This window comes from Hymenobacter piscis, from assembly GCF_018760735.1.
Classification (GTDB): Bacteria; Bacteroidota; Bacteroidia; order Cytophagales; family Hymenobacteraceae; genus Hymenobacter; species Hymenobacter piscis.
On sequence record NZ_JAHHZN010000005.1, the window covers coordinates 105,016 to 128,338 of the forward strand.

The following is a 23,323-nucleotide window of genomic DNA, read 5'->3' on the forward strand; positions in this document are numbered from 1 at the left end:
AGCTATGGATTGTCAGATTGTTGCTGCAACAGCTGGTAACCGAAAATCAGCAACTGAGAACCAGTAACCAAAAACCAATAACCAAAAACCAGCAACAATCATGGCCGAAGACTACGCGGCAAAAATGAGCCTCAAGACGGCCGCCGAGCTGCGCGACTACGTCGATAACCGCTACCAGTACCGGGAGGAAGCCGTGCTGGCGGCCCTGGCGGAGCTCGACCGTCGGGGTACGCCCGAGCCCAATGCCGCCGTGCTCATTCCCGAGCTGCAATCGAGCCGCCAGGAAACCGACCGCCGCGAAACGGCGGCCCGGGCCGCCGTGGCCGAGCAGGACCAGGCCCGGCGCGTGGCCCGCGGCGAGGTAAACCCGGAGGCCGCCGAAGCCACCGGGCCGGAGCTGTATTCGCTCGGCACAATTACCATTTTCTCCGTGCTGTTCAGCTTGCTGGCCGGAGGCGTGCTGTTACTACTGAACCTGCGGGCCCTGGGCCGCACCCGCGGCGCCCTGCTGCTGGTGGCGTTTCTGGTGGCCTACGTGGTGGGCGGGGGCTACCTGGTGCTCTGGCTCAAGCAGCTCTACGGCAACCAGTACAACTGGCTGGGCTCCGTTTTCAACCTGGTAGCTATTCTGCTCTATAACCTGTTTTTCTGGCCCCGTTACATCGGCTCCCAGCCTTACCGCAGCCGCTCCTGGTTCGGGCCGCTGCTGATTTGCGGGCTCATTATGCTGGCCTTTTACTACCTGCTGATGCGTATGCCGGGCGGACCGGCTGCCATGTCGGGCGTCGGCCTGTAGCCCGGCCGTTTTTGCCCGGGCGCTGCGCCGCCGGCCTTCTGAATCGTGCTTATGTCCCTGCACCCGCTCCCGTTACCCGCCGCCGAACTGCTCCTGGACCCCGCCTTTCTGAATCGGGCGGAGGCCGGTGCACTGCTCACCGAGCTCACCCGCGAGGTGCCCTGGCAGCAGCAGCCCATCCGCCTGTTCGGCCGGGACATCATGCAGCCCCGCCTCACGGCCTGGTACGGCGACCCGGCGGCCACCTACCAGTACTCGGGCCTGCGCCTGGAGCCCCTGCCCTGGACGGCCACCCTGCAGCAGCTGCGCCAGCGCGTGGAAGCTGCCACCGGTGCCCGCTTCAACAGCGTGCTGCTCAACCTCTACCGCACCGGCCAGGACAGCATGGGCTACCATGCCGACGACGAGCCCAAACTCGGACCTGCGCCCGTTATTGCCTCCCTCACGCTGGGGGCCACCCGCACTTTTCGGCTCAAACCCCGCCCCGGCCTCGACGCCGGAGCGCTGAGTCTGCCGCTGACTTCGGGCAGCCTGCTGCTCATGCGCGGCCCCACCCAGCAGAACTGGCTGCACGCCCTGCCCAAAACCGCCCGCCCCGTCGGCCCCCGCCTCAACCTCACGTTCCGCTGGGTAGGGCTTGATCTTTAGATTGTTAGGGCTTAGGAATTTGGGGTTGGTGGTCGGTGGAAAATGACGACGCGCAAAAACCAAAAAAACGCCCCCGCAACAACTGTTGCGGGGGCGTTTCAGTACCCTCTAAGCTCTAAGCTCTAAGCTCTAAGCTCTAAGCTCTAAGCTCTAAGCTCTAAGCTACTTGATATCGAGCTGCAGACCCACGTACACGAGGCGCCCGATTTGCGGACCGCCGTACACCTGCACGTTGGTAGCATCGAAGAGGTTGGAAGCGCCAACCTGCGCCGTGAGGCCGGTTTGCACGAAGTTGTAGCCCAGGTAGGCATCCGTGGCGCTGTAGTCGCTCAGCTGGCCCACGGCGAAGGGCGTACCGTACTCGTGGCCCTGGGCCCAGCGGTAGTTCAGCGCGTAGCTCAGGTGGTTGATGAGCGTGCCGCTGGCCCCCACGTTGTACTTGTGCTTGGGCGTGTTGAAGTAAGTCTGGAATTCGGCGTTCGTCACGTCGTTGCGGTCCTGCACGTTGAGCGTGTAGTTGGCGGCCACGTTCAGGAAGGGCGCGAAGGCGTAGGTCAGGCCCAGAGCGGCCCCTTGGGTGCGTACTTCCTGGTCGGCGTTGGTCCACACCTGCAGCACCCGGCTGCCGGCGGCGCCCGGCGTGGCGGGGCGGGTGCCGTTGGGGTTGCCGTTGAAGCGCTGAGCCCCGATGAAGTCGTTGTAGTAGTTGCGGTAGTAGTTCACGTCCACGGCCAGTTTGTCGCCGAGGGCCCCTTTGTAGCCCACTTCGTAGGTGCTCAGGCGCTCCAGGTCCAGGGAGGCAATGTTCACGGGCTGGCCGTCGGTGAGGCTGTAGCCCTGGAAGCCATTGTCCACGTTGCCCAGAATCAGCAGCTGGCCCACGTCGAGGCGGATGTACTGGTCGAGCTGGGTGGGCGAGCGGAAGGCGCGGCCGTAGCTGGCGCGGAAGTTATGCTGGCGCAGCGCACCAGCCGAGTACACGACCGAGGCCCGGGGCGAGAAAGCCGGCTGGAAGTTCTTGAACTCATCTACCCGGCCGGCCAGGGCCAGCTTCAGGCGCTCATCCAGGAATTTCTTGGTCAGCTGTCCGTAGCCTCCCAGCTCGTGGTTCTGAATGCGGCCATCGGCGTCGCTGAACAGGTTGCCGTTGGAGCCGAGGCGGAACTTGCGGTAGGCCGCGCCCACAATCAGGTCGGCGGTTTCTCCCAACTTAAAGTCGTACTGGGCGTTGCCTTCGTTGAGCAGGGAGCTGGGGTTGAGGCGGGCTCCCCGGCCGGGCGTGGCGTCGGCAATAATCTCGCTGCGCAGGTTGCGGAACGTGGCCGAGTTGGGGTCGAGCTGGAAGGGAGCCGCGGCGGCCAGCGCGGTGGTCTGCGCCTGGGCATCGGTCTGGCCCCCCTGGCGGGCTCCGGCGTAGGTGGTCAGGTAAGTGTTGAAGTACTGCTGGGCGTAGGTGGTGCTGCCGCCCGTAGCAATGGGCGACGTCTGGATAAAGGAGCCGAGCAGGTTCAGGTCGTAGGAGTTGTTGCCGTAGTCCTGCACCGACTGGCCGCGCACAAACCACCGTTCCCCTTTAATCTCGCCGTGAAACTGGTTGGTGCCGAAGTCCTTGAACCGGTAGCGGCTCGAGCTCTGGTAGCTGGCCGTGCCGCGGTTGTAGTTGAAGCCCGCCGTCATCTTGATCGAGCTGGTCAGCAGGTAGGAAAGCGTCGGATGGATTTTGAGCGACTTGGCCTGGTCGTCCTCTCCCACCAGCGTTTGCTCCTCGAAGCCGGGCATGAACAGGGTTTTGCCCCGCAGGTCCGGAATCGGGTAAGCGGCCGGCACGGTGAAGGCCACGTCGCCGTAGCGGTTCACGGCATCGAAGCCCAGCGTGGAGTTCCGGGCATTATTGCGGAATTCCACGCTGGTGCTGGTGGCCTCGTAGTTGCTGGCCAGCCAGTCGTCGGCCGTCAGATAAGCCCCGGTAATCTTGAAGGCGAACCGCTCCCCGATTTTCTGGGCGTAGCGCAGCTGGCCGTCGAAGAAGCTGCGCTGGCCGCCGCGCACGCGCACGCTCAGGCCCTCACTCACGAAAGGGTCTTTCGAGTTCTGGAGCAACACCCCATTGAAGGCGTTGGCCCCGTACAGGGCCGAGGCCGGGCCGTGAATGATTTCGATGCTCTCGATGTCGAGCTCCGGCAGGCCCGTCAGGTTGCCGGCATTCACGTTCAGCGAGGGCGACTGGGTGTCGAAGTAGTCGGTGAGCTGAATCAGGCGCTCCGATTTGGGCGAGTTGAAGCCCCGGGTGCTGAGCGAGTTCATCAGCATGCTCGTGCCGTTCACGTCGATGCCCTTGAAGTGGTTGAGGCCCACCTGCACATCGGGCGGGGGCAGGCGCAGAATCTGCTGGGAAGTCACCTTTTCCACCGTTACCGGGGCCTGCAGAATGCCTTCCTCCACCCGCGACGCCGAGGCAATTATCTCGTTGGTCTGGGTGGGGTTAATTTTGAGCTGCACCTTCACCGCGTTATCGGGCTTGGTCAGCGTCACGTCCCGGCTCTCGTAGCCCACAAAGGACACCGACAGCGTTACCGGGCCCTCGCTGAAATCGGCCCGGAGTGCAAACCGCCCGTCGCGGTTGGTGCTGGTGCCGATGAACGTGCCCCGGATGAAGATGGTGGCGCCGGGCATGGGCTCCCCGGCCTCGGTTTCCACCGTGCCGGCAATGGAACCCGTATCCTGGGCCCAACCCGTGAACACCTGGCTGAGCAGCAGCAGGAGCAGAAATAGAAAACGGTAATGTTTTCTCATGCGAAAAAATGCGAAAAATGAAAAAAAAATCGGCTTGCAATAAGGGGGCGCAAATGTAAAGTAGGCATGCCTAATAACCTACTAGCCAGATGGTGAATGTTCGCCGAGGAACCTGGGGGTCAATTTGTACTTATCCGCTATCGTTGACTGTGATAAGGAAAGAGCAGAGGTTGCCGTTGCCGGCTTAATAGCGCAAGGCGGGCAATCCGTGGAGGAACGGACAGTTTTCAGCGCCTATCAGGTAGCTGCCGATTTGCAATATCCGGCCCTGGTCGTGGCAGGTAATCAGTTCGGGGGAGGGTAGTTTGGCCGGTTGTCCGGGCTCGGGGGCCGGGGCCGGGTTGGATGCCGCGGGGAGTGCGCCGGAGGGAGTCTGGTAGGGGCGGAGTCGGGGATGGGGCAGATGGGCAGCGGAGCGGGATAGCATAGAACCGGAGGAGCTAGTCGGAGATAATTATTCGATAATACAAAGTACAGCAATAGCTGCCCGGCTATGCGGCGCGCCCACTCAGGTGCCCGATTCTCTCGTTCAACGGGCCATATCGCTCGACCAACTGATGCCAGCGGAATGGGTTACCTTCGTGGTTCCGCCCGTAGTCTTCTTGCTACCCCTTTTTTGCCTTTGCCATGACCCCTGCTGCCCCTGCCCCTGAGCCCGCCGAAACGCTTACCGTCATGGGCGGGGGGTTGGTGGGCTGCCTGTTAGCGCTGTACCTGACCCGGCACGGGCATCCGGTGGAGGTGTTTGAGCGCCGCCCCGACATCCGGGGGGCGGCCCCCGTGGAAGCCCGCTCCATTAACCTGGCCCTTTCCGACCGGGGCTGGCGGGCCCTGGAGGGCGTGGGCATTGCCGAGGCAGTGCGGGAAGTGGCCATTCCGATGACCGGCCGCGTGATGCACGACCCTGCGGGCAACCTCACCCACCAGCCCTACGGCCAGGCCGGACAGGCCATCTACTCCGTGTCGCGGGCCGGGCTGAACCGCCGCATGCTGGACCTGGCCGAGCAGGAGCCGGGCATCCGGGTGCAGTTCAACCAGAGGTGCAACCGCGTGGATGTGCGCCGCCAGGAGCTGGAAATGCAGGACGTGGCCACCGGCCAGACCCGTACCGTGCCCTACCAGCGCCTGTTCGGGGCCGATGGAGCCTACTCGGCCGTGCGCAGCGCCCTGCAGCGCACCGACCGCTTCAACTACTCCCAGCACTACCTCGACTACGGCTACAAGGAGCTCACCATTGCCGCCGGCCCCGACAACACCTGGGCCCTGGAGAAGAACGCCCTGCACATCTGGCCCCGGGGCCAGTACATGATGATTGCCCTGCCCAACCTCGACGGCTCCTTCAACTGCACCCTGTTCTTCCCCTACGAAGGCCCCGCCTCCTTCGCCGCCCTCCAGACCCCGGAGCAGGTGCGCGCCTTCTTCACCGACGTATTTCCCGATGCCGTGCCCCTGATGCCGGAACTGGAGGCCGAGTTCTTCGAAAACCCCACCAGCTCCCTCGTCACGGTGCGCTGCTTCCCCTGGACCTACCAGGATAACGTGCTGTTGCTCGGCGACGCCTCCCACGCCATTGTGCCCTTCTACGGGCAGGGCATGAACGCGGGCTTCGAGGACTGCACCGTGCTGGAACAGCTGCTCCAGCAGCACGGCTCCGACTGGGCGCGGGTGTTCCACGAGTTTGAACGCACGCGCAAGCCCGATGCCGACGCCATGGCCGATCTGGCGGTATACAATTTCCAGGAAATGCGCGACCGGGTGGCCGACCCGCGCTTTCTGCTCCAGAAGAAAATAGAAAGCAGAATCTCGGCTCAGTACCCCGACAAGTGGCTGCCCTTGTACTCCCAGGTTACGTTTTCGCACCTGCCCTACGCCGAAGCCCTGGCCAATGGCCAGGCCCAGGAAAGCGTCATGCAGCGCCTGATGCCCCACATCCAGACCGAGGACGACTACCAGCTGCCGCAGGTGCAGGAGCTAGTGGCCCGGGAAATGGCCCGGCGCTAAAGCCGCCCCCTGCGGGTTCGGAAACCCAGGCGACCTGGCCGCATGCTGCCAGCCGGACCAAAAAAGAACCGGAATTCAGATTGGGAAAATTAACCGGCAATCCGGCCGGCCGGGCCGTTGCGTAAGTCCGGGCGAACGTGCCGGCGCGCTTCAAAACGAGACGTCGGCGCCGGTTGTTTATTTAACTTGATTGGCAAGTGGCAGAACAGTAGCTTAGCTACGAGGCAGGTATGGCCCTCAGAGGGCCGCCACCCGCCCTTCGCCCGATTCTAGCTCCCATTGCGGCCCGTGGCCGCGGCTTATTTTACGTCACATTTTTCGCCCTCCGCTATGTCTGCTCCCGGCCCCTTGCTCACGTGTGCTATTATTGATGATGAAGAAATCAACCGGCTCACGCTGGAGCACTATATTTCCCTGACCGATTCGCTGCAGGTCGTCGTTTCGCTCGACGACGCGCTGCAGGGCCTGAACTACTTCCGGGCCGGCAACCGCGTGGACGTACTGTTTCTCGATATCCAGATGCCCCAGCTCAACGGCCTGGACTTGCTGCGGGTACTGCCCGACCCGCCCATCGTGATTCTGACTACGGCCCATGAGGATTTTGCCGTGGATGCCTTCGATTTGCGGGTAACCGACTACCTGGTCAAGCCCTTCGATTACGCCCGCTTCAGCCGGGCCGTGCAGCGGGCCCTGCAGCAGCATGCCGCGCCCGTGCCCGCCCCGGCCGCGCCCGTAGCCCCCGGCCCCACCGACAACGACCTGTTCGTGAAGGTGAACAGCAAAATGGTGCGCATCAACTTCGATGAAGTGCTCTACATCGAAGCCCTGTCGGACTACGTCATCATCGTGACCGATAAGCAGAAGTATATCGTGTACACCACCATGAAGTCCCTGGACGCCCGCCTGCCCTTCGACCATTTTGTGCGGGTACACCGCTCCTACATTCTCAACATGAAGCGCATTGAGGCCATTGAGGACGGGGCCGCCGTGGTGCCCGGCGGTCAGCACGTGCCCATCGGCAAATCCTACCAGGACGCCTTCTTCAGCAAGCTCAACCGCATCTGAGGTGAAATGGTGAGGTGGTGAAATGGTGAGTTTGATGTTCGGCTGGTCCTGTCTGCGCTATCTGCGCAAGTGGGACCAGCCGAACATCAACTCACCATTTCACCACCTCACCATTTCACCACCTCACCATTTCACCACCTCACCATTTCACCTATTCCACCCGGGCGTTGCCGAGCTGTTCGACGGCGGCGGTCAGGGTGCGGGCGAGTTCCTGGGTAAGGGCGAGCAGCGCCGCATCGGGTTGGGTGGTGGCGGCTGGCTCAGAGCGGGAAAAGGGCTCCAGCACATTCACTGCAGCGTAGGTACTCTCGATGCCCAGCAGCTGCAACGACGGCCGCAGCTTGTGGGCCAGGGTGCCCACGGTAGCCCAGTCGGCGGCGGCGGCGGATTCCTGGAGCTGGGCCACCACCAGGGGCGTGTGAGTCCGGAAGGAACCGATGATTTTCTGCATGAAAATGGTGCTGCCGTGGGCCGTGTCGCGCAGGCGGCTCAGGTCGAAAAGGGTGCCGACCGGTTCCGCCGGCTCGGGGGCGGGGGAGTCGGTCGGCGCTATTGCCGGGGCTGCGGGCTCAGGCCGGGCCGGCTGCTGCTCCAGCTCGGCCACCGAAACCGGCCGCAGGTTGGCTTCCAGCTTGCGGAACAGGTCATCTTCCTCAAAAGGCTTGGACAGGTAATCGAGGCCGGCGGCGCGGTACAGCTCGTTGTCGGAGCGCATGACGTTGGCCGTGAGGGCAATAACGGGGGTGTTGGCCCGGAGCGGATCGGGGTGCTGACGCAGCTGCCGGGTGACGTCGAGGCCGCTCATGCCGGGCATCTGAATGTCCATCAGTACCACATCGTAGAGGCGGGCTTCGAGCTGGTCGAGGGCTTCGTTGCCATCAGAAGCCACGTGGGTTTCCACTTCCCAGCCTTCTAAAATGAGCACGGCCAGCTGCTGGTTCACCGGGTGGTCTTCCACCAGCAGCACGCGTTTATCACGCAACACCGCGTAATCGGGCTTGGGCAGGGGCACCGCGGCGGGCAGGCTGGCGGCCCCCTTGGGCAGGGTGAGGCTGAAGAAGAACGTGCTGCCCTGGCCCTCCTCGCTTTCCACCCACATGCGGCCGCCCATCTGCTGCACCAGCCGGCGGCTGATGGTCAGGCCCAGGCCCGTGCCCCCGAAGCGCCGGGAGATGTCGGCGTAGGCCTGGGAGAAGTTTTCAAAAATGGTTTCCTGCTTGTCGGCCGAAATGCCGATGCCCGTGTCGCGCACGCAGAATTCTATGGCCAGCTCCTCGTCCGTTTCGTGCAGCAGGCGGCCGCCCAGCTCCACTGCGCCGCGGTTGGTGAACTTGATGGCGTTGCTGAGCAGATTGAGCAGAATCTGGTTGAGGCGGCCCGGGTCGCCGATGACAATGGGCCGGGGCAGCTGCAGGGGCTTGATGCGGAAATCAATGCCCTTTTCCTCGGCCCGGTAGGCCAGCGTCTGCACGCTTTCCTTGATGGACTGGCAGATGTCGAACGGCACCTGCTCCATTTCCAGCTTGCCGGCCTCAATCTTGGCTACGTCCAGCACATCGTTGATGACGGTGAGCAGGTGGCGGCCGGAGTTGCGCAGAATCCGCAGGTGTTCCTGCTGCGACTCATCGAGCGGGGTTTTGGCCAGCAGCCCGGCCATGCCCAGAATGCCGTTGATGGGCGTCCGGATTTCGTGGCTCATGTTGGCCAGGAAGTTCTCCTTGGCCAGGGCCGTGTTTTCGGCTTCTTCCTTGGCCCGCACCAGCTCCTGCTCGGCCTGAATCCGCTCCGTGATTTCCTGGCCGTAGGCAATCACGTAGGGTTCCGCGCCGGGCTCCTGCACCCGGTAGTTATCGTAAATGAGGTGATGGGAGTGGCCGTCGGGGCCGGTCAGGGTCATCAGGCCGGTGAGTTCCTGCTGCTCGTGGGCCTGCCGCAGGTACAGGTCGAGCTGGGGGTGGAAACTGGGGTTCAGCACCTGGTGCAGAGTGCGGCCCACCAGCATTTCGGGCACCACGCCCACCAGCTGGGCCGCCGCCGGATTTACCGACAGCAGCACGCCGTTCAGATCATGAGTGCAGATCAGGGCCTGGGAGTAATGCATCAGGTCGCGGTACTGCTTGGTGCTGTTTTCCAGGGTCTGCCGCGCCTTCCGCATTTCCGTGATGTCGGTGCTCACGCCCAGCACGTTGAGGCTGCCGTCGGCGCGGTAGAGGGGGCGTTTCACCGTTTGCAGGTCCATCACGGTGCCGTCGCGCAGCGTGTAGGTGGTTTCCTGCACCAGCTCCCGGCCGGTTTGCAGCACGTACTCGTCGGAGGTGACGAAGGCCCGGGCCTCAGCCGCAATCCGGCTGTCGGGGTCGTTGATGTCCACTTCGCGGTGGCTGCTCTGCTTGATCAGGTCGTCGAAGGCGCGGTTGCTGAACAGCACCTTGCCGCGGCCGTCGGTGGCCCAGATGATGTTGGGGGTGGTATCGACCACGGCCCGCACGAAGGCCTGGTTTTCCTGAAGCTCGGCCTCGCGCTGGCGCAGCTGCTCTTCGGCCGCGTGGCGCTCGGTAATGTCAATACCGTAGCCGATGACCATGCGCAGCTCGTCGGTGGCGGGGTCGAAAACGGCCTGCATGTGGCGCAGGGCCAGCCGCTCGCCCGTGGGAGTCTTGAGCCGCTCCTCCCAGGCCAGCACCGTACGCCGGCGAATGGCCTGCTCGAAGCGGGCGCGCCGGACCCGGGCCATCTTATCGGAGCGGTGGCGGTAGGCGGCGTATTCAAAGTCGTCGTGGCCGATAATCCACTGGCGCAGCGCGGGGTCGCCGATGGCGGCCGGGTTCACGAAGCGGTAGCGGTGCTGGGCATCGAATACGGCCACGTCGGCGGGCAGGTGGTTGAGGACGGTTTCGTAGAATTCCTGCTGCTCCACCAGGCGCTTTTCGGCCTCCTTGAGCGGGGTAATGTTGGTGAAGTACAGGTTGGCGTACTGGTCGTCCTCGAAGGGCATGATAGCCAGCTGAAAGCACTGGTCGGCAAAGCCCACTTCCAGCTGGGTGAGCTTGCCCGCCGCCAGGGCCGCCAGGGCCGCCTGGTAGAGCTGAGCGGCCAGCTCGGGCTGCTGGCGGGGATTAAGGTATTCCTGGCGCAGGGCATCAGCAGCGGGGTTGCTGTAGAGCAGGCGGCCGTCGGCGTGCAGGCGCAGGACCAGGTTGGGGTTCTGGCCCGGAATCCGGGATAGGGAGTGCAGGTACTGCTCGGCGCGGCGGGCCTGGGTTACGTCGCGGAAGGAAAGCATGTAGCCGGCCGCCACCAGCTCATCCTGGCCGCTGAGCGGGATAAAGTCGAGCTCCAGCACGGTGCCGTCGGCCAGCTCCAGGTCTTCGCCCAGCACCCGCTGGTCGGCCACGCGCATCACGTCCAGGCGCTGGCGGGTGAGCTCGGGCCGCTTGGAGTGGGCAACAAGGGCGTCCAGCACGGGCTGCACGGGGTGGTCGAGCATGCCCAGGGGGGGCATTTCCTCTACCCCGAACAGGTCGCAGAACTCCTGGTTGAGCAGGGCCACCATGCCGTTCTGGTGGGCCACCAGCACGGCCACCCGCAGGTTCTGGGTCAGGCGCGTGATGCTGTCGGTGAGGCGGCCCACGGTGCGCTGGGTGGAAACCAGGTGGCGGCGCAGGGTCTGCACCTGCAGCTCGGCGGCCAGCCGGCCCCGGCGTTCCTGCTCCAGCTCAGCCGTCAGGGATTCGAGCGTGGGAGGGATGGAAGAGGAAGCAGCAGGCATAGCGGCGGGGTAGAAATGGGGCGGCGGGGCCGGATAGAGAAGGACCGTAGGCAGCGGGCAGCCCAACCTACGGAAAGGGAAGATAACGTAGTTTCGGCAGCCCTGAAAATCAGGGGCCGGGACTGGCAAGGTACGCCGCCGCGCCTAACCCAGCGCCAACCCCACTCCAAGCCCGGCCACCAGCCCCAGCCCCAGGGCCAGACCGGCCCACACCTGGGCGGGCGTATGGGCCCTCAGGACCAGGCGGGCACTGCCCACGGCCCCGGCAGTAGCCGCCGTACCCGCCAGCCACCACGCTCCCGCCAGTCCGGTTTCGCCGCCCAGGTGCAGCACCAGCAGCAGCCCCAGCGCCCCGCCCATGCCCACGCCGTGGGCCGAGATTTTCCAGTAGCACGTAATGCCGAGCGTGAGCAGCACGGCCAGGGTCATGCCGGCCATCATCTGAAACAGGAGCGGGTCGAAGAGGGTGGGGCGGTGCAGCAGCCAGGCGGCGGCCCCGAAGCTGAGCGTGGCCAGCAGCAGGGGCCAGGTGCGCTGCTCCCGGGCCCGCAGTTCCACTGAGTCGGCCAGGCCCAGGTACACCAGCAGACCGGTGGCCAGGGCCGGCAGGCCCAGCGTGAAGCCGCCCACTACGGCCAGCACCAGCCACCGCTCGGGCCGGGCCGGCAGGGCCAGCACGCCCGGGAGCTGGTAGCACACTGCGTAAAACAAATAAGACGGTACCAGCAGCGGGTGAAACACCGCCGAGAGTACCGTCGCCAGAAATCGGGACAAGGGGCCGAGAAATGAAGGCGGAACCCGACGAAGATACGGCGGGGCGCCCACTCCGTGAAAGTGGTTCAGATGGGCCGGCCGCCGAGCCGCAGCAGCTGGGCAACGGGCCGGACCAAACCCGGGTTCAGACGCTCGGCTCCGGAGCGGGCCTTCAGTTGCCGACGGGCCGGCTCCGTGGCGGCGCGCAGCACCAGCGGCCCCCCGAGCAGGGCCAGCAGCAACGTAAAAAGCGAAACGGTGAGCAGGGTACGAAGCAGGTCCATGAGCACGGGGGGCTAGGTGTGTGAGAAAGGGCGGTATAATTCAACTTACGCCATCCTTTTCGGGGCCGGATTGGTCCGCCCGCCCTGGTTCGCCCAACTGGTTCTGCAGCTCTGCCAACGGCCGGCCCCGCCCAGCGAAGGTGGGGCCCCGCCCCCGCAAAACGGCCCGGACTTTCGCCCGGGCCGCCGTGGTTGGGGGGCGTTTTCAGCCTCGCCCTACAACTCCTTGCGCAGGCGGGCCACCGGAATGTTGAGCTGCTCGCGGTACTTGGCCACCGTGCGGCGGGCAATGTTGTAGCCGCGGGCGTTGAGCATCTTCTCCAGCTTGTCGTCGGAGAGGGGCTTTTTCTTCTGCTCGCCCTCAATGATTTCCTTCAGGATGTGCTTCACCTCCCGCGAGCTGGCGTCCTCGCCCGAGTCGGTGGCAATGCCTTCGGAGAAGAAGTACTTGAGCGGATAGATGCCGAACTCCGTCTGCACGGCTTTCGAGTTGGCCACCCGGCTCACGGTGCTGATGTCCATGCCGATTTCCTGGGCAATGTCCTTCAGAATCATGGGGCGCAGCTTGCTTTCGTCGCCCTCCTCAAAGAACTCGCGCTGGTAGCGCACAATGGCGTCCATGGTGCGCAGCAGCGTGTTCTGGCGCTGCCGAATGGCGTCGATGAACCATTTGGCCGAGTCGAGCTTCTGCTTGACGAACGTGACGGCCTCCTTCATCTTCTTGTCCTTCTTGGAAGCCTTGTCGTAGGCCCGGAACATCTCGGTGTAGGCCGGCGACACCCGCAGATCGGGGGCGTTGCGGGTGTTGAGCGTGAGGTTGAACTGGCCGTTGTCGTGGCTGAGCAGGAAGTCGGGTACGATGTACTGAATCTTGCCCGGACCCACCGGGCCGCTACCGCCGGGCTTGGGGTTGAGTTTGAGAATCAGGCCGATGGCTTCTTTCAACTCGTCGTCTTCCAAGTCCAGCTTCTGCTGAATGCGCTGGTAGTGCTTCTTGGTGAACTCCTCAAACGTGTCGTTCAGGATCTGCTCGGCGTGCTCCACCGTCTCGTCCTGGGGGCGGCGCTCGAGTTGCAGCAGCAGGCACTCCTGCAGGTCGCGGGCGCCGATGCCGGCCGGGTCGAACGTCTGGATCACGTGCAGGACACCCTCAATCTCGGGCACCGTGGCTTCCAGGTTCTGCGAAAAGGCCAGGTCGTTGGCAATGGCCGACAGGTCGCGGCGGATGTAGCCGTCACCGTCGATGGAGCCGATGAGCTGGCGGCCGATGGCCTTCTGGTGCTCGTCGAGGCTGGAGAAGCCCAGCTGGCTGAGCAGGTTGTCCATGAGCGAGCCGCTGGTATCGGCCAGGGGCATTTCCCGGTCGTCCTCGTCCTCGCCCGGGCCGTCGCCCTGCATTTTGTAGCCCGCTATTTCGTCGTCGTTGAGGTAGTCGCTCAAATCCAGGTCGTCGGATTCCGATGACGACTCCGGGGCTTCGGGGGCTTCGTCCTTCACGGGTAGCTCTATTTCGGGCTGTTCTTCGCCCTGCTCGCCGTCGTAGTCCTCATCGAGCGTGTTGTCGGGGTTGTCGAGCTCGGCATCGGGGTCGTCGAAATCATCGTCCGCGTCGTCGCCATCGAGGTCGTCAAACTCGTCCTCCGGCTCGTCCTCGCCCTCTTCCAGGGCCGGATTTACTTCCAGCTCCTCCTTGATGCGTGCTTCCAGCTCCGCGGTCGGAATCTGGAGCAGCTTAATAAATTGAATCTGTTGGGGGCTCAGCTTCTGCGAGAGAAGCTGCTTCATGTCCAGTCGTTGCATACGCTAAAAAACGGTACGCCCCGCCGGGTTAGGAAACGGGGGAGTTAGGCCAAATATAGGCCTTTCTGTACTTGCTTTAGGGGGAAAAAGTTGGGCCAGCCGGGCCAACCAAATCCGTTGGTCACCCTGAGTGAAGCGAAGGAGCTTGGCGGACAGGAGGGAATGGTAGTGGAGTTGATAAGGTCCTGCGCTTCGTTCAGGATGACGGATGGTTTCTCCTACCTTTGCAATTCAAATACGACTTATTCCATGTCTGACCTCCGAAAAACCAGCGTGCAGGACCTGCTCCGCAGCACCGAGCTGGACCGCGAAGTGCTGGTAAAGGGCTGGGTGCGCACCCGCCGCGGCAACAAATACGTGCAGTTCATCGCCGTGAACGACGGCTCGGGCTTCAACTCCATCCAGGTGGTAGCCAACGCCGAGCAGTTTCCGGAGGAGAAGCTGCGGGCCGACGGCGTGGAAAACGGCGCCGCCATTGCCGTGCGCGGCCAGCTGGTGGCCTCCCAGGGCAAGGGCCAGGCCGTGGAAATCCAGGCCACTGAAATTACCGTGTACGGCACGGCCGACACTACTGAGTACCCGCTCCAGAAGAAGGGCCACACCCTCGAATTCCTGCGCGGTATTGCCCACCTGCGCCCCCGCACCAACACGTTCGGGGCGGTGCTGCGCATCCGCCACGCCATGGCCTTCGCGGTGCACCAGTACTTCAACGACCACGGCTTCTACTACGTCCACACGCCCATCGTGACGGGCTCCGACGCCGAGGGCGCGGGCCAGATGTTCCGCGTGACGACCCTGCCCGACCAGAACCCGCCCCTGACCGAGGATAAATCGGCGGTGGACTACGCGGAGGACTTCTTCGGTAAGCAAACCAACCTGACCGTGTCGGGGCAGCTGGAGGCCGAGGTGGCCGCCATGGCCCTGGGCAAGGTGTACACCTTCGGCCCTACCTTCCGGGCCGAAAACTCCAACACCGCCCGCCACCTGGCCGAGTTCTGGATGATTGAGCCCGAAGTGGCCTTCAACGACCTCCAGGACAACATGAACCTGGCCGAGGACTTCCTGAAGAGCCTCGTGCGCTACGCCCTGGCCCACTGCCAGGACGACCTCAAGTTCCTCAACGAGCAGTACGACAAGGAACTGCTCACGCGCCTGCAGTTCGTGGTCGATAACGACTTCCAGCGCCTGACCTACACCGAGGCCGTGGAAATCCTCAAGAAGGCCAAGCAGAAGTTCGAGTTTCCCGTGGACTGGGGCACCGACCTGCAAAGCGAGCATGAGCGCTACCTGGTGGAGAAGCACTTCAAGAAGCCCGTTATCCTGACCGATTACCCCAAGGATATCAAGGCCTTCTACATGAAGCTCAACGACGACGAGAAAACCGTGCGCGCCATGGACGTGCTCTTCCCCGGCATCGGTGAAATAATCGGCGGCTCCCAGCGCGAAGAGGACCTGACGAAACTTAAGGCGCGCATGGCCGCCATGCACGTGCCCGAGCACGAGCTGTGGTGGTATCTGGAGCTGCGCAAGTACGGCACCGCGCCCCACGCCGGCTTCGGCCTGGGCTTCGAGCGCCTCATCCTCTTCATCACCGGCATGGCCAACATCCGCGACGTCATCCCCTTCCCCCGCTTCCCCGGCAGCGCGGAGTTTTAATCACTGATTTGCTATAAAACAGGACGCCAGCATATAAATATGCTGGCGTCCTGTTTTATAGCAAAGTCAGAATGGCCTTTTCATATATTGTTAGCAGGCGATTACGCTTTGTTCGTGTGCATAAATTAGTTGTTAAGTAAGGCCGTGCTTTTGATTTAGCTCCAAAAAGATACCGGGTACTTTGAGTTGTTAAATTGCTGTAAACCAAATAGGATTGATTAGGTACAAAGTGGCTTTCACAATCTAAGCGAGCAGCAGGAGTGGACAATGAAACAGTGTCCGTTACGACAGCACCTTTATAAACGTGTTGCACTTGAAATGTAAATTTAGTGCTCTGCTTGGTACGAATAATATATTCACCATTTCCCCTATCTGTAGAGTCTTTATAAATGAAGTTTCTTATATCAATGACCCTGCCTGTGAAGATAAGTTCAGCCTGTTTGCGGTTTTTCAGAATACCGACCTTTCCGCAGGAACAGGCCCAACTGTAACTGGAAAAGGCCAATAGCACAAAGAGTAGTAGCGCACGCATAGAAGAATCGATGAGTCTCAGGGCGTAGAGTTACATCTTTTCAGCAGTAATTCCGCAGTTCCTTGTCGTCCACGGCCAGCAGGTTATCCAGGCGCAGCTCGAAGCCGTCGGCGAGGCGCAGATATTCTACTTTATCCTGGATGTAGAGGTCCTTGATGACGCCGTGGTAGGTGCTGGGCGGGGTGTCAGGCTCGGTGCGGTAGGTGAGGGTGCAGGGCTGGCCGGTGGTGGCGCGGGCTTCCAGCTCGTCGTAGAACGAGCAGCTGATGGGTTGATAATCGGTAGACATAGCGTGGGAAGTTGGTGGAACCGGTTTTACGGGCAAACCGGCCGCCGGGATGAGCCGGCCGCGGCGGGGGCTGCTTAGGCGGCCCGGCGTTGTCCGTCCACGGCCACCAGCCAGTCGAGGCGGAGCTCACAGCCGTCGGCCAGGCACACGTATTCCACGAGGCCCCGGCGGCGCAGGCCCGCCACTACGCCCTGCACGCTGAACTCGGCGGAGGTACCGGGCGCCCGGTACACCAGCACGCAGGAGCCGCCCACCCGCAGTCCGCCCCAGGGGGCAGAATCGGTAGGTGTGGGCAGGGGGGCAGCTAAAGGCATGGGCGTGTGAACGGATTGAATACGAAAAGGATACGCGGGACAACCGGGATTTACGAAAGCCCGGCACAACCCGGTTTTCCTTCCCTGCGTTGGCTAAACATCCGATTCGCCCGTTCCGCGCCCCGCCCTATGCCTTCCGAATTCAACCTAGCCCCCGCCGATGCTCTCCAGGAGGGCGAAATGCGCACCTACGCCGCCGCCGATACCGACGTGCTGCTGCTGCGCCGCGAGGGGCAGTACCTGGCCCTGGCCGCCCACTGTCCCCACTACGGGGCCCCGCTGGAAAAAGGCCGCCTCATCGGCGACCAGCTCGTGTGTCCCTGGCACCACGCCTGCTTCCGCATCACCGACGGCCACCTCTGCCAGCCCCCGGCTCTCGATAGCCTGCCCAGCTACCCGGTGCGCGTGGCCGAGGGCCGCATCTGGGTGACGCTGCCCGCCCACCCCGCCGCCGCCGCCGACAGCCCCGATGCCACGCCCACCGCCCTGGTGGGCGGCACCGGCCCGGCCCCGAGCAGCGCCGCCCCCGATGAGCGCACGTTCGTGGTGGTGGGCGGGGGCGCGGCCGGCCAGTTCGCGGCCCAGACGCTGCGCACCGAGGGTTTCGGCGGGCGCATTGTGCTGGTCACGAGCGAAGCGGCCACGCCCTACGACCGCACCAAGCTCAGCAAGGCATATCTGGCGGGCAAGGCCGATAAAAAGGCCCTGCCGCTGCGAAAGGCTGATTTTTACGAGCAGCACCGCATCGAAGTGCTGACCGATACCCGCGCCACCGGCCTCACCCTACGTACCCGGCAGCTCAAGCTTAGCGGCCATGACTCGCTACATTACGACAAGCTTCTGCTGGCCCCCGGTTCCCGGCCCAACACCCTGCCCCAGCTCCCCGGCCACGACCTGGCGGGCGTATTCCCCCTGCGCTCCGCCGCCGATGCCGACCACATCCGGCGGGCCGCCGCCGGAGCGGAGCGGGTGGTCATCATCGGCAGCAGCTTTATCGGGATGGAGGCTGCCGCGAGCCTGGCGGACGGCAAGCGCCACATTACCGTCATTGCCCGCGACAAAGAGCCTTTTGAGCGGGTGCTGGGGCCGAAAATCGGGGCCATGTTCCGCAACCTGCACCGCCGCCACGGGGTGCGCTTCAAACCTGAAGCCGAAGTGACGGCCGTGGAGGGCGAAAACGGCCGCGTGACGGCCGTGCGCCTGGCCTCGGGCCAGCGCCTGCCCGCCGACCTGGTGGTCCTGGGCGTGGGTGTTCGGCCCGCCACCGATTTTCTGGCGCCCGCATTCGAACTGGAAAAAGATGGCGGCGTGCGGGTGGATGCCCAACTGCGGGCCGCCGAGCACGTGTATGCGGCCGGCGACGTGGCCCTGTTTCCGCTGGCGGCCGGCCTGGGTCAGCACCGGATTGAGCACTGGCGGGTGGCCCAGCAGCAGGGGGCCTGCGCCGCCCGCAATATGCTTGGGCAGGCAGTTGACTTTACCGAAATTCCCTTCTTCTGGACCCAGCAGTACGGCAAGAGCCTGCGCTACGCCGGCCATGCCACCGAGTGGGATGAAATCATCTTCCACGGCGACGTGCGCCGCCAGAACTTCCTGGCCCTCTACGCCCACCAGAACCGCCTGGTAGCCGCCGCCGCCATGGGCCGCGACGACGATATGATGGCTGTAATGGAGCTGATGCGCATCGGTCAAATGCCCACGCCTACCGCCGCCCGCCGCAAAATCAACTGGGGCAAATTGCTGGAATAAAGCGGTAAATGCTACGGCTTTGCGCTCCGGTCCGGAGCGGGAAAACCTGCTATTGCAGCAACGCGCCCATCCTACCTGGATGGGCGCGTTGCTGCAATGGCAAGAAGTGGTGACTAGTTTTTGCCTCTGCCCTTACCATTACGGTTGCCAGGGTGGCCACCGTCCAGTTTTTTGGCTTGGCCGGGGGGCAGCCCCTTGCCCCGTTCGAGGCGCTTCACCTGACCGGGAGGCAGGCTGGCCGGATACAGCTGGCGGTGCCGGCCAATGAGCGACCAGGGTTGAGTGCCGCGGTAGTCAAGCACCACGGGATGGAAACTGCTGGGATTGTAGCCGTTTAGGCTGCGTACCCGCGCCCAGCGTCCGTCGCGCTGCACAATGTATTGCTGGTTGCGCAGGTCGTAGTAGCCACCGTACTCAGGCACGTAGTAATACTGGGTGCCGGCGGGTGCCGCCGGACCCCAGGAGGGCGGGTTCACGTTGATGGTCACCTGGGCCTGGGCCGATTGGGTGAGGCTGCTGACGGAAAGCATCAGCAGGCCCGCAAAGACTATTTTGGGCAATAAATCCATGATGGGAAGAGCTTTAAGAGGGAAATCAGAGCAGCCGCCACGTTGCCGTAACGGCTGCTCTTAACGCATTACTACCTGTTTAGTTGAGCCCGGATAATGGCCGACGAACTACCGGCCCCGCCGGCCGCCGTAGGTGGGCTGACCACCCCGATTACCCTGGTTGCCCGGGCCAGGCCGGTCGGTGCCGGAGTTGCCACGCGGGTCGTAGCTGCCCCGATCCTGACGGCCACCCTGGTCGTTGCTGTCCTGGCGGTCGTTCTGGTCCTGGCGGCCATAATAACCGCCCCGGTCGTCGCGGCCCCCGCGGTTGTCCTGGTCCTGGCGGCCGTAGTAGCCACCCCGGTCGTCGCGGTCGTTGTGGTGGGCGTAACCGTTAGTGTAGCCGGCGTTGCCGTAAGCGGGGCGGTTGCCGTAGTAGGCCGGGCCGTAGCCGCCGCGTGGGGCCACTGCGTAGCCGTGGCCGGGCCAGTTGCGACCGTAGTAGCGGCCGGGCCGCACGCCCCACTGGTCGCAGTAGCGGCGGTGGTCACGCAGGTAGCCCCAGGGCTGGCGGCCCACGTACTGAATGGGCACCGGGTGAAAAAAGCGCGGGTCGTAGCCGGCGTACAGGCGGGGCAGCACCGGCGAGCTGATCCAGGCCCCGTAGCCGGGGTCGTAGAACAGGTAGGACTGGGAATACAGATCGTAGTAGCCATCAATCTCGGGCAGGTAATAGTACTGCACCTGCTGCGGTACCGCCGGGCCCCAGTAGGGGGCGTTCACGTGTACCCGCACCTGCGCCTGGGCTCCGCCGCCGAAAAGCAACAGTCCCAGTGCCAGCGTCAGACCGGATTTGAGCAAGGTTTTCATGGTTTCAGAAGCTAAGAGGAGTTCGGCAGAAGCTTAGGCAAAAGCCGCACCATAAATTCCAGAGCTTGTGCCTGCCCCGGCCCGACTTTGGGAGCGGGCGGGACTTTTCCGGCCACGGGCTTGTTATAGGCCACCTGCCCGCGCCCCGGCGGCGGCTTCCCGGCCCGTTGACGCTAAAGCAACTGGTAAATAAACTATTGGGAGTAGCCTGCCGGGCGCGTTTTACGTACTTTTGCAGACTTATCCGCTCCGCTGCCGCATGGCCAAGAAAACAACCGCTGCTTCCGCTTCTTCCCCCGCTCCCAAAGCCGCCAAGGTGCCCAAGACGGCCAAGGCCCAACCCTCAGCCCTGACCGCCGAGCCTCAGCCGGAACCGGCGGCCAAAGCGGTCAGGGTCACCAAAGCCGTGAACGCAGTTCCGGCCCCGAAAGCAGCCAAAGCACCTAAGTCGGTGAAGGCCGCCGTGGCCGACAATGCCACCGAGCACAGCACCGCCGCCGTGCAGGCCGTGCCGCGCCAGGAGCAGGTGAGCGAGGCCGTGCTGGAAAACCAGGCCCGCATCCAGGGCCAGCTGCTCGGCCCCGCCGACCTGGAAGCGCCCTACCTTGAGGTGTACGGGGCCCGGGAGCATAACCTCAAGAACGTGTCGGTGCAGATTCCGCGCGGGCGGCTGGTGGTGTTTACCGGCATTTCGGGCTCGGGCAAGTCGTCGTTGGCGTTTGATACCATTTACGCCGAGGGCCAGCGCCGCTACATGGAAACGTTTTCGGCCTACGCCCGCAGCTTCATGGGCGGGCTGGAGCGGCCCGACGTGGACAAGATTGAGGGCCTGTCGCCGGTAATCAGCATCGAGCAGAAAACCACCTCGCGCAACCCCCGCTCCACCGTCGGCACCATCACCGAGATTTACGATTTCCTGCGCCTACTCTACGCCCGCACCGCTGAGGCGTTCAGCTACGCCACCGGCCAGAAGATGATCCGGCAGAGCGACGACCAGATCATCAACTACATCCTGAAAGAGTACGACGGCCGCAAAATGGTGGTGCTGGCTCCCGTGGTGAAGGGCCGCAAAGGCCATTACCGCGAGCTGTTCCAGCAGGTGGCCAAGCTGGGCTTCACCAAGGTGCGGGTGGATGGCGAGCTGCTCGACCTCACGCCCAAGATGCAGGTGGACCGCTACAAAATCCACGACATCGAAATCGTTATCGACCGGCTGGTGGTGAAAGAGGAAGACCGGTTCCGCCTCTCCGGCTCGGTGCAGAATGCGCTTACCCAGGGTAAAGGCACCATGCTGGTACTGGATGCCGACAAGAAGAAGGACAACACCCAGTTCTTCTCCCGCTTCCTGATGGACCCGGCCACCGGCATTGCCTACGACGACCCGGCGCCTAACACGTTCAGTTTCAACTCGCCCTACGGCGCCTGCCCCACCTGCAACGGCCTGGGCGAGGTGCAGGAAATCACCGAGGAAACGGTGATGCCCGACAAGAAGCTCAGCATCAGCCGCGGCGGCATTGCGCCCCTGGGCGAGTACCGCGACATCTGGATTTTCCAGCAGCTGGGCCTCATCCTGAAAAAGCACAAAGCCAGCCTCAGCACGCCCATCGAAAAGCTGCCCGCCGACCTAGTGGAGCGGCTGCTGCACGGCGTGCCCGAAGACGAGGACGCCGACCCCAAAAAGGCCAACTACACCGAGCCCTTCGAGGGCATCATCCCATTTCTGCGCCGCCAGATGGAGTCGGAGTCCGACAACATCCGGGAGTGGATTCAGCAGTACACCCAGGCCAAGGAGTGCCCCGAGTGCCACGGCTACCGCCTCAAAAAAGAGAGCCTGCACTTCAAGATTGCCGACCACCACATCGGGCAGCTTTCGGTGATGGACCTGAGCGAGCTGGCCGCCTGGTTTGAGGGCCTGGAAGACCGTCTTTCGGAGCGCCAGAACCTGATTGCCCGCGAGCTGCTGAAGGAAATCCGCAAGCGCATCGGCTTTTTGCTGGAAGTGGGCCTCGACTACCTGAACCTGCACCGCTCGGTGCGCACGCTCTCGGGCGGCGAGTCGCAACGCATCCGCCTGGCCACCCAGATCGGGACCCAGCTGGTGGGCGTGCTCTACATCATGGACGAGCCCAGCATCGGCCTGCACCAGCGCGACAACGAGCGGCTCATCAAGGCCCTGCAGCACCTGCGCGACCTGGGCAACTCCGTAATTGTGGTGGAGCACGACAAGGACATGATCCTACACGCCGACCACGTGCTCGACATTGGCCCCGGCGCGGGCATCCACGGCGGCCAGATTGTGGCCTCCGGTACGCCCTCCGAAATCTTCACCAGCGGCTCGCTCACCTCGCAGTACCTCAGTGGGCAGAAGCACATTGAGCTGCGCAAGAAAAAGCGCGTCGGCGAAGGCAACGAACTGGTACTGCGCGGCGCCAAAGGCCACAACCTCAAAAACGTAACGGCCAAGTTCCCGTTGGGCAAGCTCATTGCCGTCACGGGCGTGTCGGGCTCGGGCAAGTCCTCGCTCATTCACGATACGCTGTACCCGATTCTCAACCAGCACTTCTTCAACGCCAAGCGCGAGCCGCTGGCCTACGAAAAGATTGAGGGGTTGGAGTTTATCGACAAGGTGATTGAGGTGGACCAGTCGCCGATTGGGCGCACGCCGCGCTCCAACCCGGCCACCTATACCGGCGTGTTCACCGAAATTCGCCAGCTATTTGCCAACCTGCCCGAGGCCAAAATCCGCGGGTACGGGCCGGGCCGCTTTTCCTTCAACGTGAAGGGTGGGCGCTGCGAAACCTGCGAGGGAGCCGGCATGCGCACCATCGAAATGAACTTCCTGCCCGACGTGCACGTGCCCTGCGAAACCTGCAAAGGCCGCCGCTACAACCGCGAAACGCTGGAAGTGCGCTTCAAAGGCAAGAGCATCACCGACGTGCTGGACATGACTGTGGAAAAGGCCGTGGAGTTCTTCGAGTTCCAGCCCCGCATCCTGCGCAAAATCCAGACCCTGAACGAAGTGGGTCTGGGCTACCTCACCTTGGGCCAGCAGGCTACCACCCTGAGTGGCGGCGAGGCCCAGCGCGTAAAGCTGGCCACCGAGCTCAGCAAAAAGGACACCGGCAAGACGTTCTACATCCTCGACGAGCCCACCACCGGCCTGCACTTCGAGGACATCAACCACCTCTCCGTCGTGCTGCACAAGCTCGCCGATAAGGGCAATACCGTCCTCATCATCGAGCACAACCTCGACCTGATCAAGGTAGCCGACCACCTCATTGACATCGGGCCCGAGGGCGGCGGGGCGGGTGGCACCATTGTGGCCCAGGGTACGCCCGAGCAGGTAGCCAAAGCCGGCAAAGGCCACACCGGCCGCTTCCTGGCCGAGGAACTCAAGCTCAGCAAGTACGCCGAGGTGGTGGAATAATAGAATAGGGCAATTCTACTATAATTTAA

At 63.4% G+C, this 23,323-nt stretch carries 17 protein-coding genes; 7 read left to right on the forward strand and 10 right to left on the reverse strand.

The window, feature by feature from the left end; all coding sequences use genetic code 11:
• The first annotated feature begins 100 nt into the window (after positions 1-100).
• On the forward strand, positions 101-796 hold the full coding sequence (locus KLP40_RS07495) for a hypothetical protein (RefSeq protein WP_215593153.1): 696 nt from the start codon (positions 101-103) through the stop codon (positions 794-796).
• 51 nt (positions 797-847) lie between these two features.
• A complete protein-coding gene (locus KLP40_RS07500) occupies positions 848-1,444 on the forward strand; it encodes an alpha-ketoglutarate-dependent dioxygenase AlkB family protein (RefSeq protein ID WP_215593154.1) in 597 nt (198 codons plus the stop codon).
• A gap of 162 nt (positions 1,445-1,606) precedes the next feature.
• Here the strand turns inward: KLP40_RS07500 and KLP40_RS07505 are convergent, their stop codons facing one another.
• Positions 1,607-4,237, reverse strand: coding sequence for a TonB-dependent receptor (locus KLP40_RS07505; RefSeq protein WP_215593155.1), 2,631 nt, complete (start codon positions 4,235-4,237; stop codon positions 1,607-1,609).
• Positions 4,238-4,864: 627 nt separating this feature from the next.
• On the opposite strand from KLP40_RS07505, the gene KLP40_RS07510 reads away from it, so the two are divergent.
• Positions 4,865-6,238, forward strand: coding sequence for an FAD-dependent oxidoreductase (locus KLP40_RS07510; RefSeq protein WP_215593156.1), 1,374 nt, complete (start codon positions 4,865-4,867; stop codon positions 6,236-6,238).
• Between the two features lie 330 nt (positions 6,239-6,568).
• On the forward strand, positions 6,569-7,303 hold the full coding sequence (locus tag KLP40_RS07515) for a LytR/AlgR family response regulator transcription factor (RefSeq protein ID WP_215593157.1): 735 nt from the start codon (positions 6,569-6,571) through the stop codon (positions 7,301-7,303).
• 151 nt (positions 7,304-7,454) lie between these two features.
• Here KLP40_RS07515 and KLP40_RS07520 read toward each other — a convergent pair whose 3' ends face one another.
• The 4 genes from KLP40_RS07520 to rpoN form a co-directional block, all read right to left on the reverse strand.
• Positions 7,455-11,072 (reverse strand): PAS domain S-box protein, encoded by a 3,618-nt coding sequence (locus KLP40_RS07520; RefSeq protein WP_215593158.1) that lies wholly within the window; start codon positions 11,070-11,072, stop codon positions 7,455-7,457.
• A 144-nt stretch (positions 11,073-11,216) separates the two neighbouring features.
• The gene (locus tag KLP40_RS07525) at positions 11,217-11,846 is read right to left on the reverse strand and encodes a hypothetical protein (protein ID WP_215593159.1); all 630 of its coding nucleotides are present in this window, start codon (positions 11,844-11,846) and stop codon (positions 11,217-11,219) included.
• Between the two features lie 65 nt (positions 11,847-11,911).
• Positions 11,912-12,109, reverse strand: a complete 198-nt coding sequence (locus tag KLP40_RS07530) for a hypothetical protein (RefSeq protein WP_215593160.1) — start codon at positions 12,107-12,109, stop codon at positions 11,912-11,914.
• A 216-nt stretch (positions 12,110-12,325) separates the two neighbouring features.
• The gene (gene rpoN / locus KLP40_RS07535; RefSeq protein ID WP_215593161.1) at positions 12,326-13,909 is read right to left on the reverse strand and encodes an RNA polymerase factor sigma-54; all 1,584 of its coding nucleotides are present in this window, start codon (positions 13,907-13,909) and stop codon (positions 12,326-12,328) included.
• A 249-nt stretch (positions 13,910-14,158) separates the two neighbouring features.
• On the opposite strand from rpoN, the gene asnS reads away from it, so the two are divergent.
• A complete protein-coding gene (gene asnS / locus KLP40_RS07540) occupies positions 14,159-15,565 on the forward strand; it encodes an asparagine--tRNA ligase (protein WP_215593162.1) in 1,407 nt (468 codons plus the stop codon).
• A gap of 55 nt (positions 15,566-15,620) precedes the next feature.
• On the opposite strand, the gene KLP40_RS07545 is transcribed toward asnS, so the two are convergent.
• From KLP40_RS07545 to KLP40_RS07555, 3 genes are all read right to left on the reverse strand, one after another.
• Positions 15,621-16,097: a hypothetical protein gene (locus tag KLP40_RS07545; RefSeq protein WP_215593163.1), complete on the reverse strand. Its 477-nt coding sequence runs from the start codon at positions 16,095-16,097 to the stop codon at positions 15,621-15,623.
• A 40-nt stretch (positions 16,098-16,137) separates the two neighbouring features.
• A complete protein-coding gene (locus KLP40_RS07550; protein ID WP_215593164.1) occupies positions 16,138-16,386 on the reverse strand; it encodes a hypothetical protein in 249 nt (82 codons plus the stop codon).
• A gap of 74 nt (positions 16,387-16,460) precedes the next feature.
• The gene (locus KLP40_RS07555; protein WP_215593165.1) at positions 16,461-16,700 is read right to left on the reverse strand and encodes a hypothetical protein; all 240 of its coding nucleotides are present in this window, start codon (positions 16,698-16,700) and stop codon (positions 16,461-16,463) included.
• A 129-nt stretch (positions 16,701-16,829) separates the two neighbouring features.
• Between KLP40_RS07555 and KLP40_RS07560 the strand changes: the two genes are divergently transcribed.
• Positions 16,830-18,449: an FAD-dependent oxidoreductase gene (locus KLP40_RS07560; RefSeq protein WP_215593166.1), complete on the forward strand. Its 1,620-nt coding sequence runs from the start codon at positions 16,830-16,832 to the stop codon at positions 18,447-18,449.
• Between the two features lie 113 nt (positions 18,450-18,562).
• Here the strand turns inward: KLP40_RS07560 and KLP40_RS07565 are convergent, their stop codons facing one another.
• Together KLP40_RS07565 and KLP40_RS07570 are read right to left on the reverse strand one after the other, a co-directional pair.
• A complete protein-coding gene (locus KLP40_RS07565) occupies positions 18,563-19,018 on the reverse strand; it encodes a YajG family lipoprotein (RefSeq protein WP_215593167.1) in 456 nt (151 codons plus the stop codon).
• 108 nt (positions 19,019-19,126) lie between these two features.
• Positions 19,127-19,867: a hypothetical protein gene (locus KLP40_RS07570; RefSeq protein WP_215593168.1), complete on the reverse strand. Its 741-nt coding sequence runs from the start codon at positions 19,865-19,867 to the stop codon at positions 19,127-19,129.
• Between the two features lie 259 nt (positions 19,868-20,126).
• On the opposite strand from KLP40_RS07570, the gene uvrA reads away from it, so the two are divergent.
• Entirely contained in the window at positions 20,127-23,294 is a 3,168-nt protein-coding gene (gene uvrA, locus KLP40_RS07575; RefSeq protein WP_246558701.1) for an excinuclease ABC subunit UvrA, read from the forward strand.
• Positions 23,295-23,323 lie beyond the last annotated feature (29 nt).

Coding starts and splice junctions, on each gene's coding strand:
- KLP40_RS07495 (WP_215593153.1), top strand. CDS start 101: ATGGCCGAAGACTACGCGGCAAAAATGAGCCTCAAGACGGCCGCCGAG.
- KLP40_RS07500 (WP_215593154.1), top strand. CDS start 848: ATGTCCCTGCACCCGCTCCCGTTACCCGCCGCCGAACTGCTCCTGGAC.
- KLP40_RS07505 (WP_215593155.1), bottom strand. CDS start 4,237: ATGAGAAAACATTACCGTTTTCTATTTCTGCTCCTGCTGCTGCTCAGC.
- KLP40_RS07510 (WP_215593156.1), top strand. CDS start 4,865: ATGACCCCTGCTGCCCCTGCCCCTGAGCCCGCCGAAACGCTTACCGTC.
- KLP40_RS07515 (WP_215593157.1), top strand. CDS start 6,569: ATGTCTGCTCCCGGCCCCTTGCTCACGTGTGCTATTATTGATGATGAA.
- KLP40_RS07520 (WP_215593158.1), bottom strand. CDS start 11,072: ATGCCTGCTGCTTCCTCTTCCATCCCTCCCACGCTCGAATCCCTGACG.
- KLP40_RS07530 (WP_215593160.1), bottom strand. CDS start 12,109: ATGGACCTGCTTCGTACCCTGCTCACCGTTTCGCTTTTTACGTTGCTG.
- rpoN (WP_215593161.1), bottom strand. CDS start 13,909: ATGCAACGACTGGACATGAAGCAGCTTCTCTCGCAGAAGCTGAGCCCC.
- asnS (WP_215593162.1), top strand. CDS start 14,159: ATGTCTGACCTCCGAAAAACCAGCGTGCAGGACCTGCTCCGCAGCACC.
- KLP40_RS07545 (WP_215593163.1), bottom strand. CDS start 16,097: ATGCGTGCGCTACTACTCTTTGTGCTATTGGCCTTTTCCAGTTACAGT.
- KLP40_RS07550 (WP_215593164.1), bottom strand. CDS start 16,386: ATGTCTACCGATTATCAACCCATCAGCTGCTCGTTCTACGACGAGCTG.
- KLP40_RS07555 (WP_215593165.1), bottom strand. CDS start 16,700: ATGCCTTTAGCTGCCCCCCTGCCCACACCTACCGATTCTGCCCCCTGG.
- KLP40_RS07560 (WP_215593166.1), top strand. CDS start 16,830: ATGCCTTCCGAATTCAACCTAGCCCCCGCCGATGCTCTCCAGGAGGGC.
- KLP40_RS07565 (WP_215593167.1), bottom strand. CDS start 19,018: ATGGATTTATTGCCCAAAATAGTCTTTGCGGGCCTGCTGATGCTTTCC.
- KLP40_RS07570 (WP_215593168.1), bottom strand. CDS start 19,867: ATGAAAACCTTGCTCAAATCCGGTCTGACGCTGGCACTGGGACTGTTG.
- uvrA (WP_246558701.1), top strand. CDS start 20,127: ATGGCCAAGAAAACAACCGCTGCTTCCGCTTCTTCCCCCGCTCCCAAA.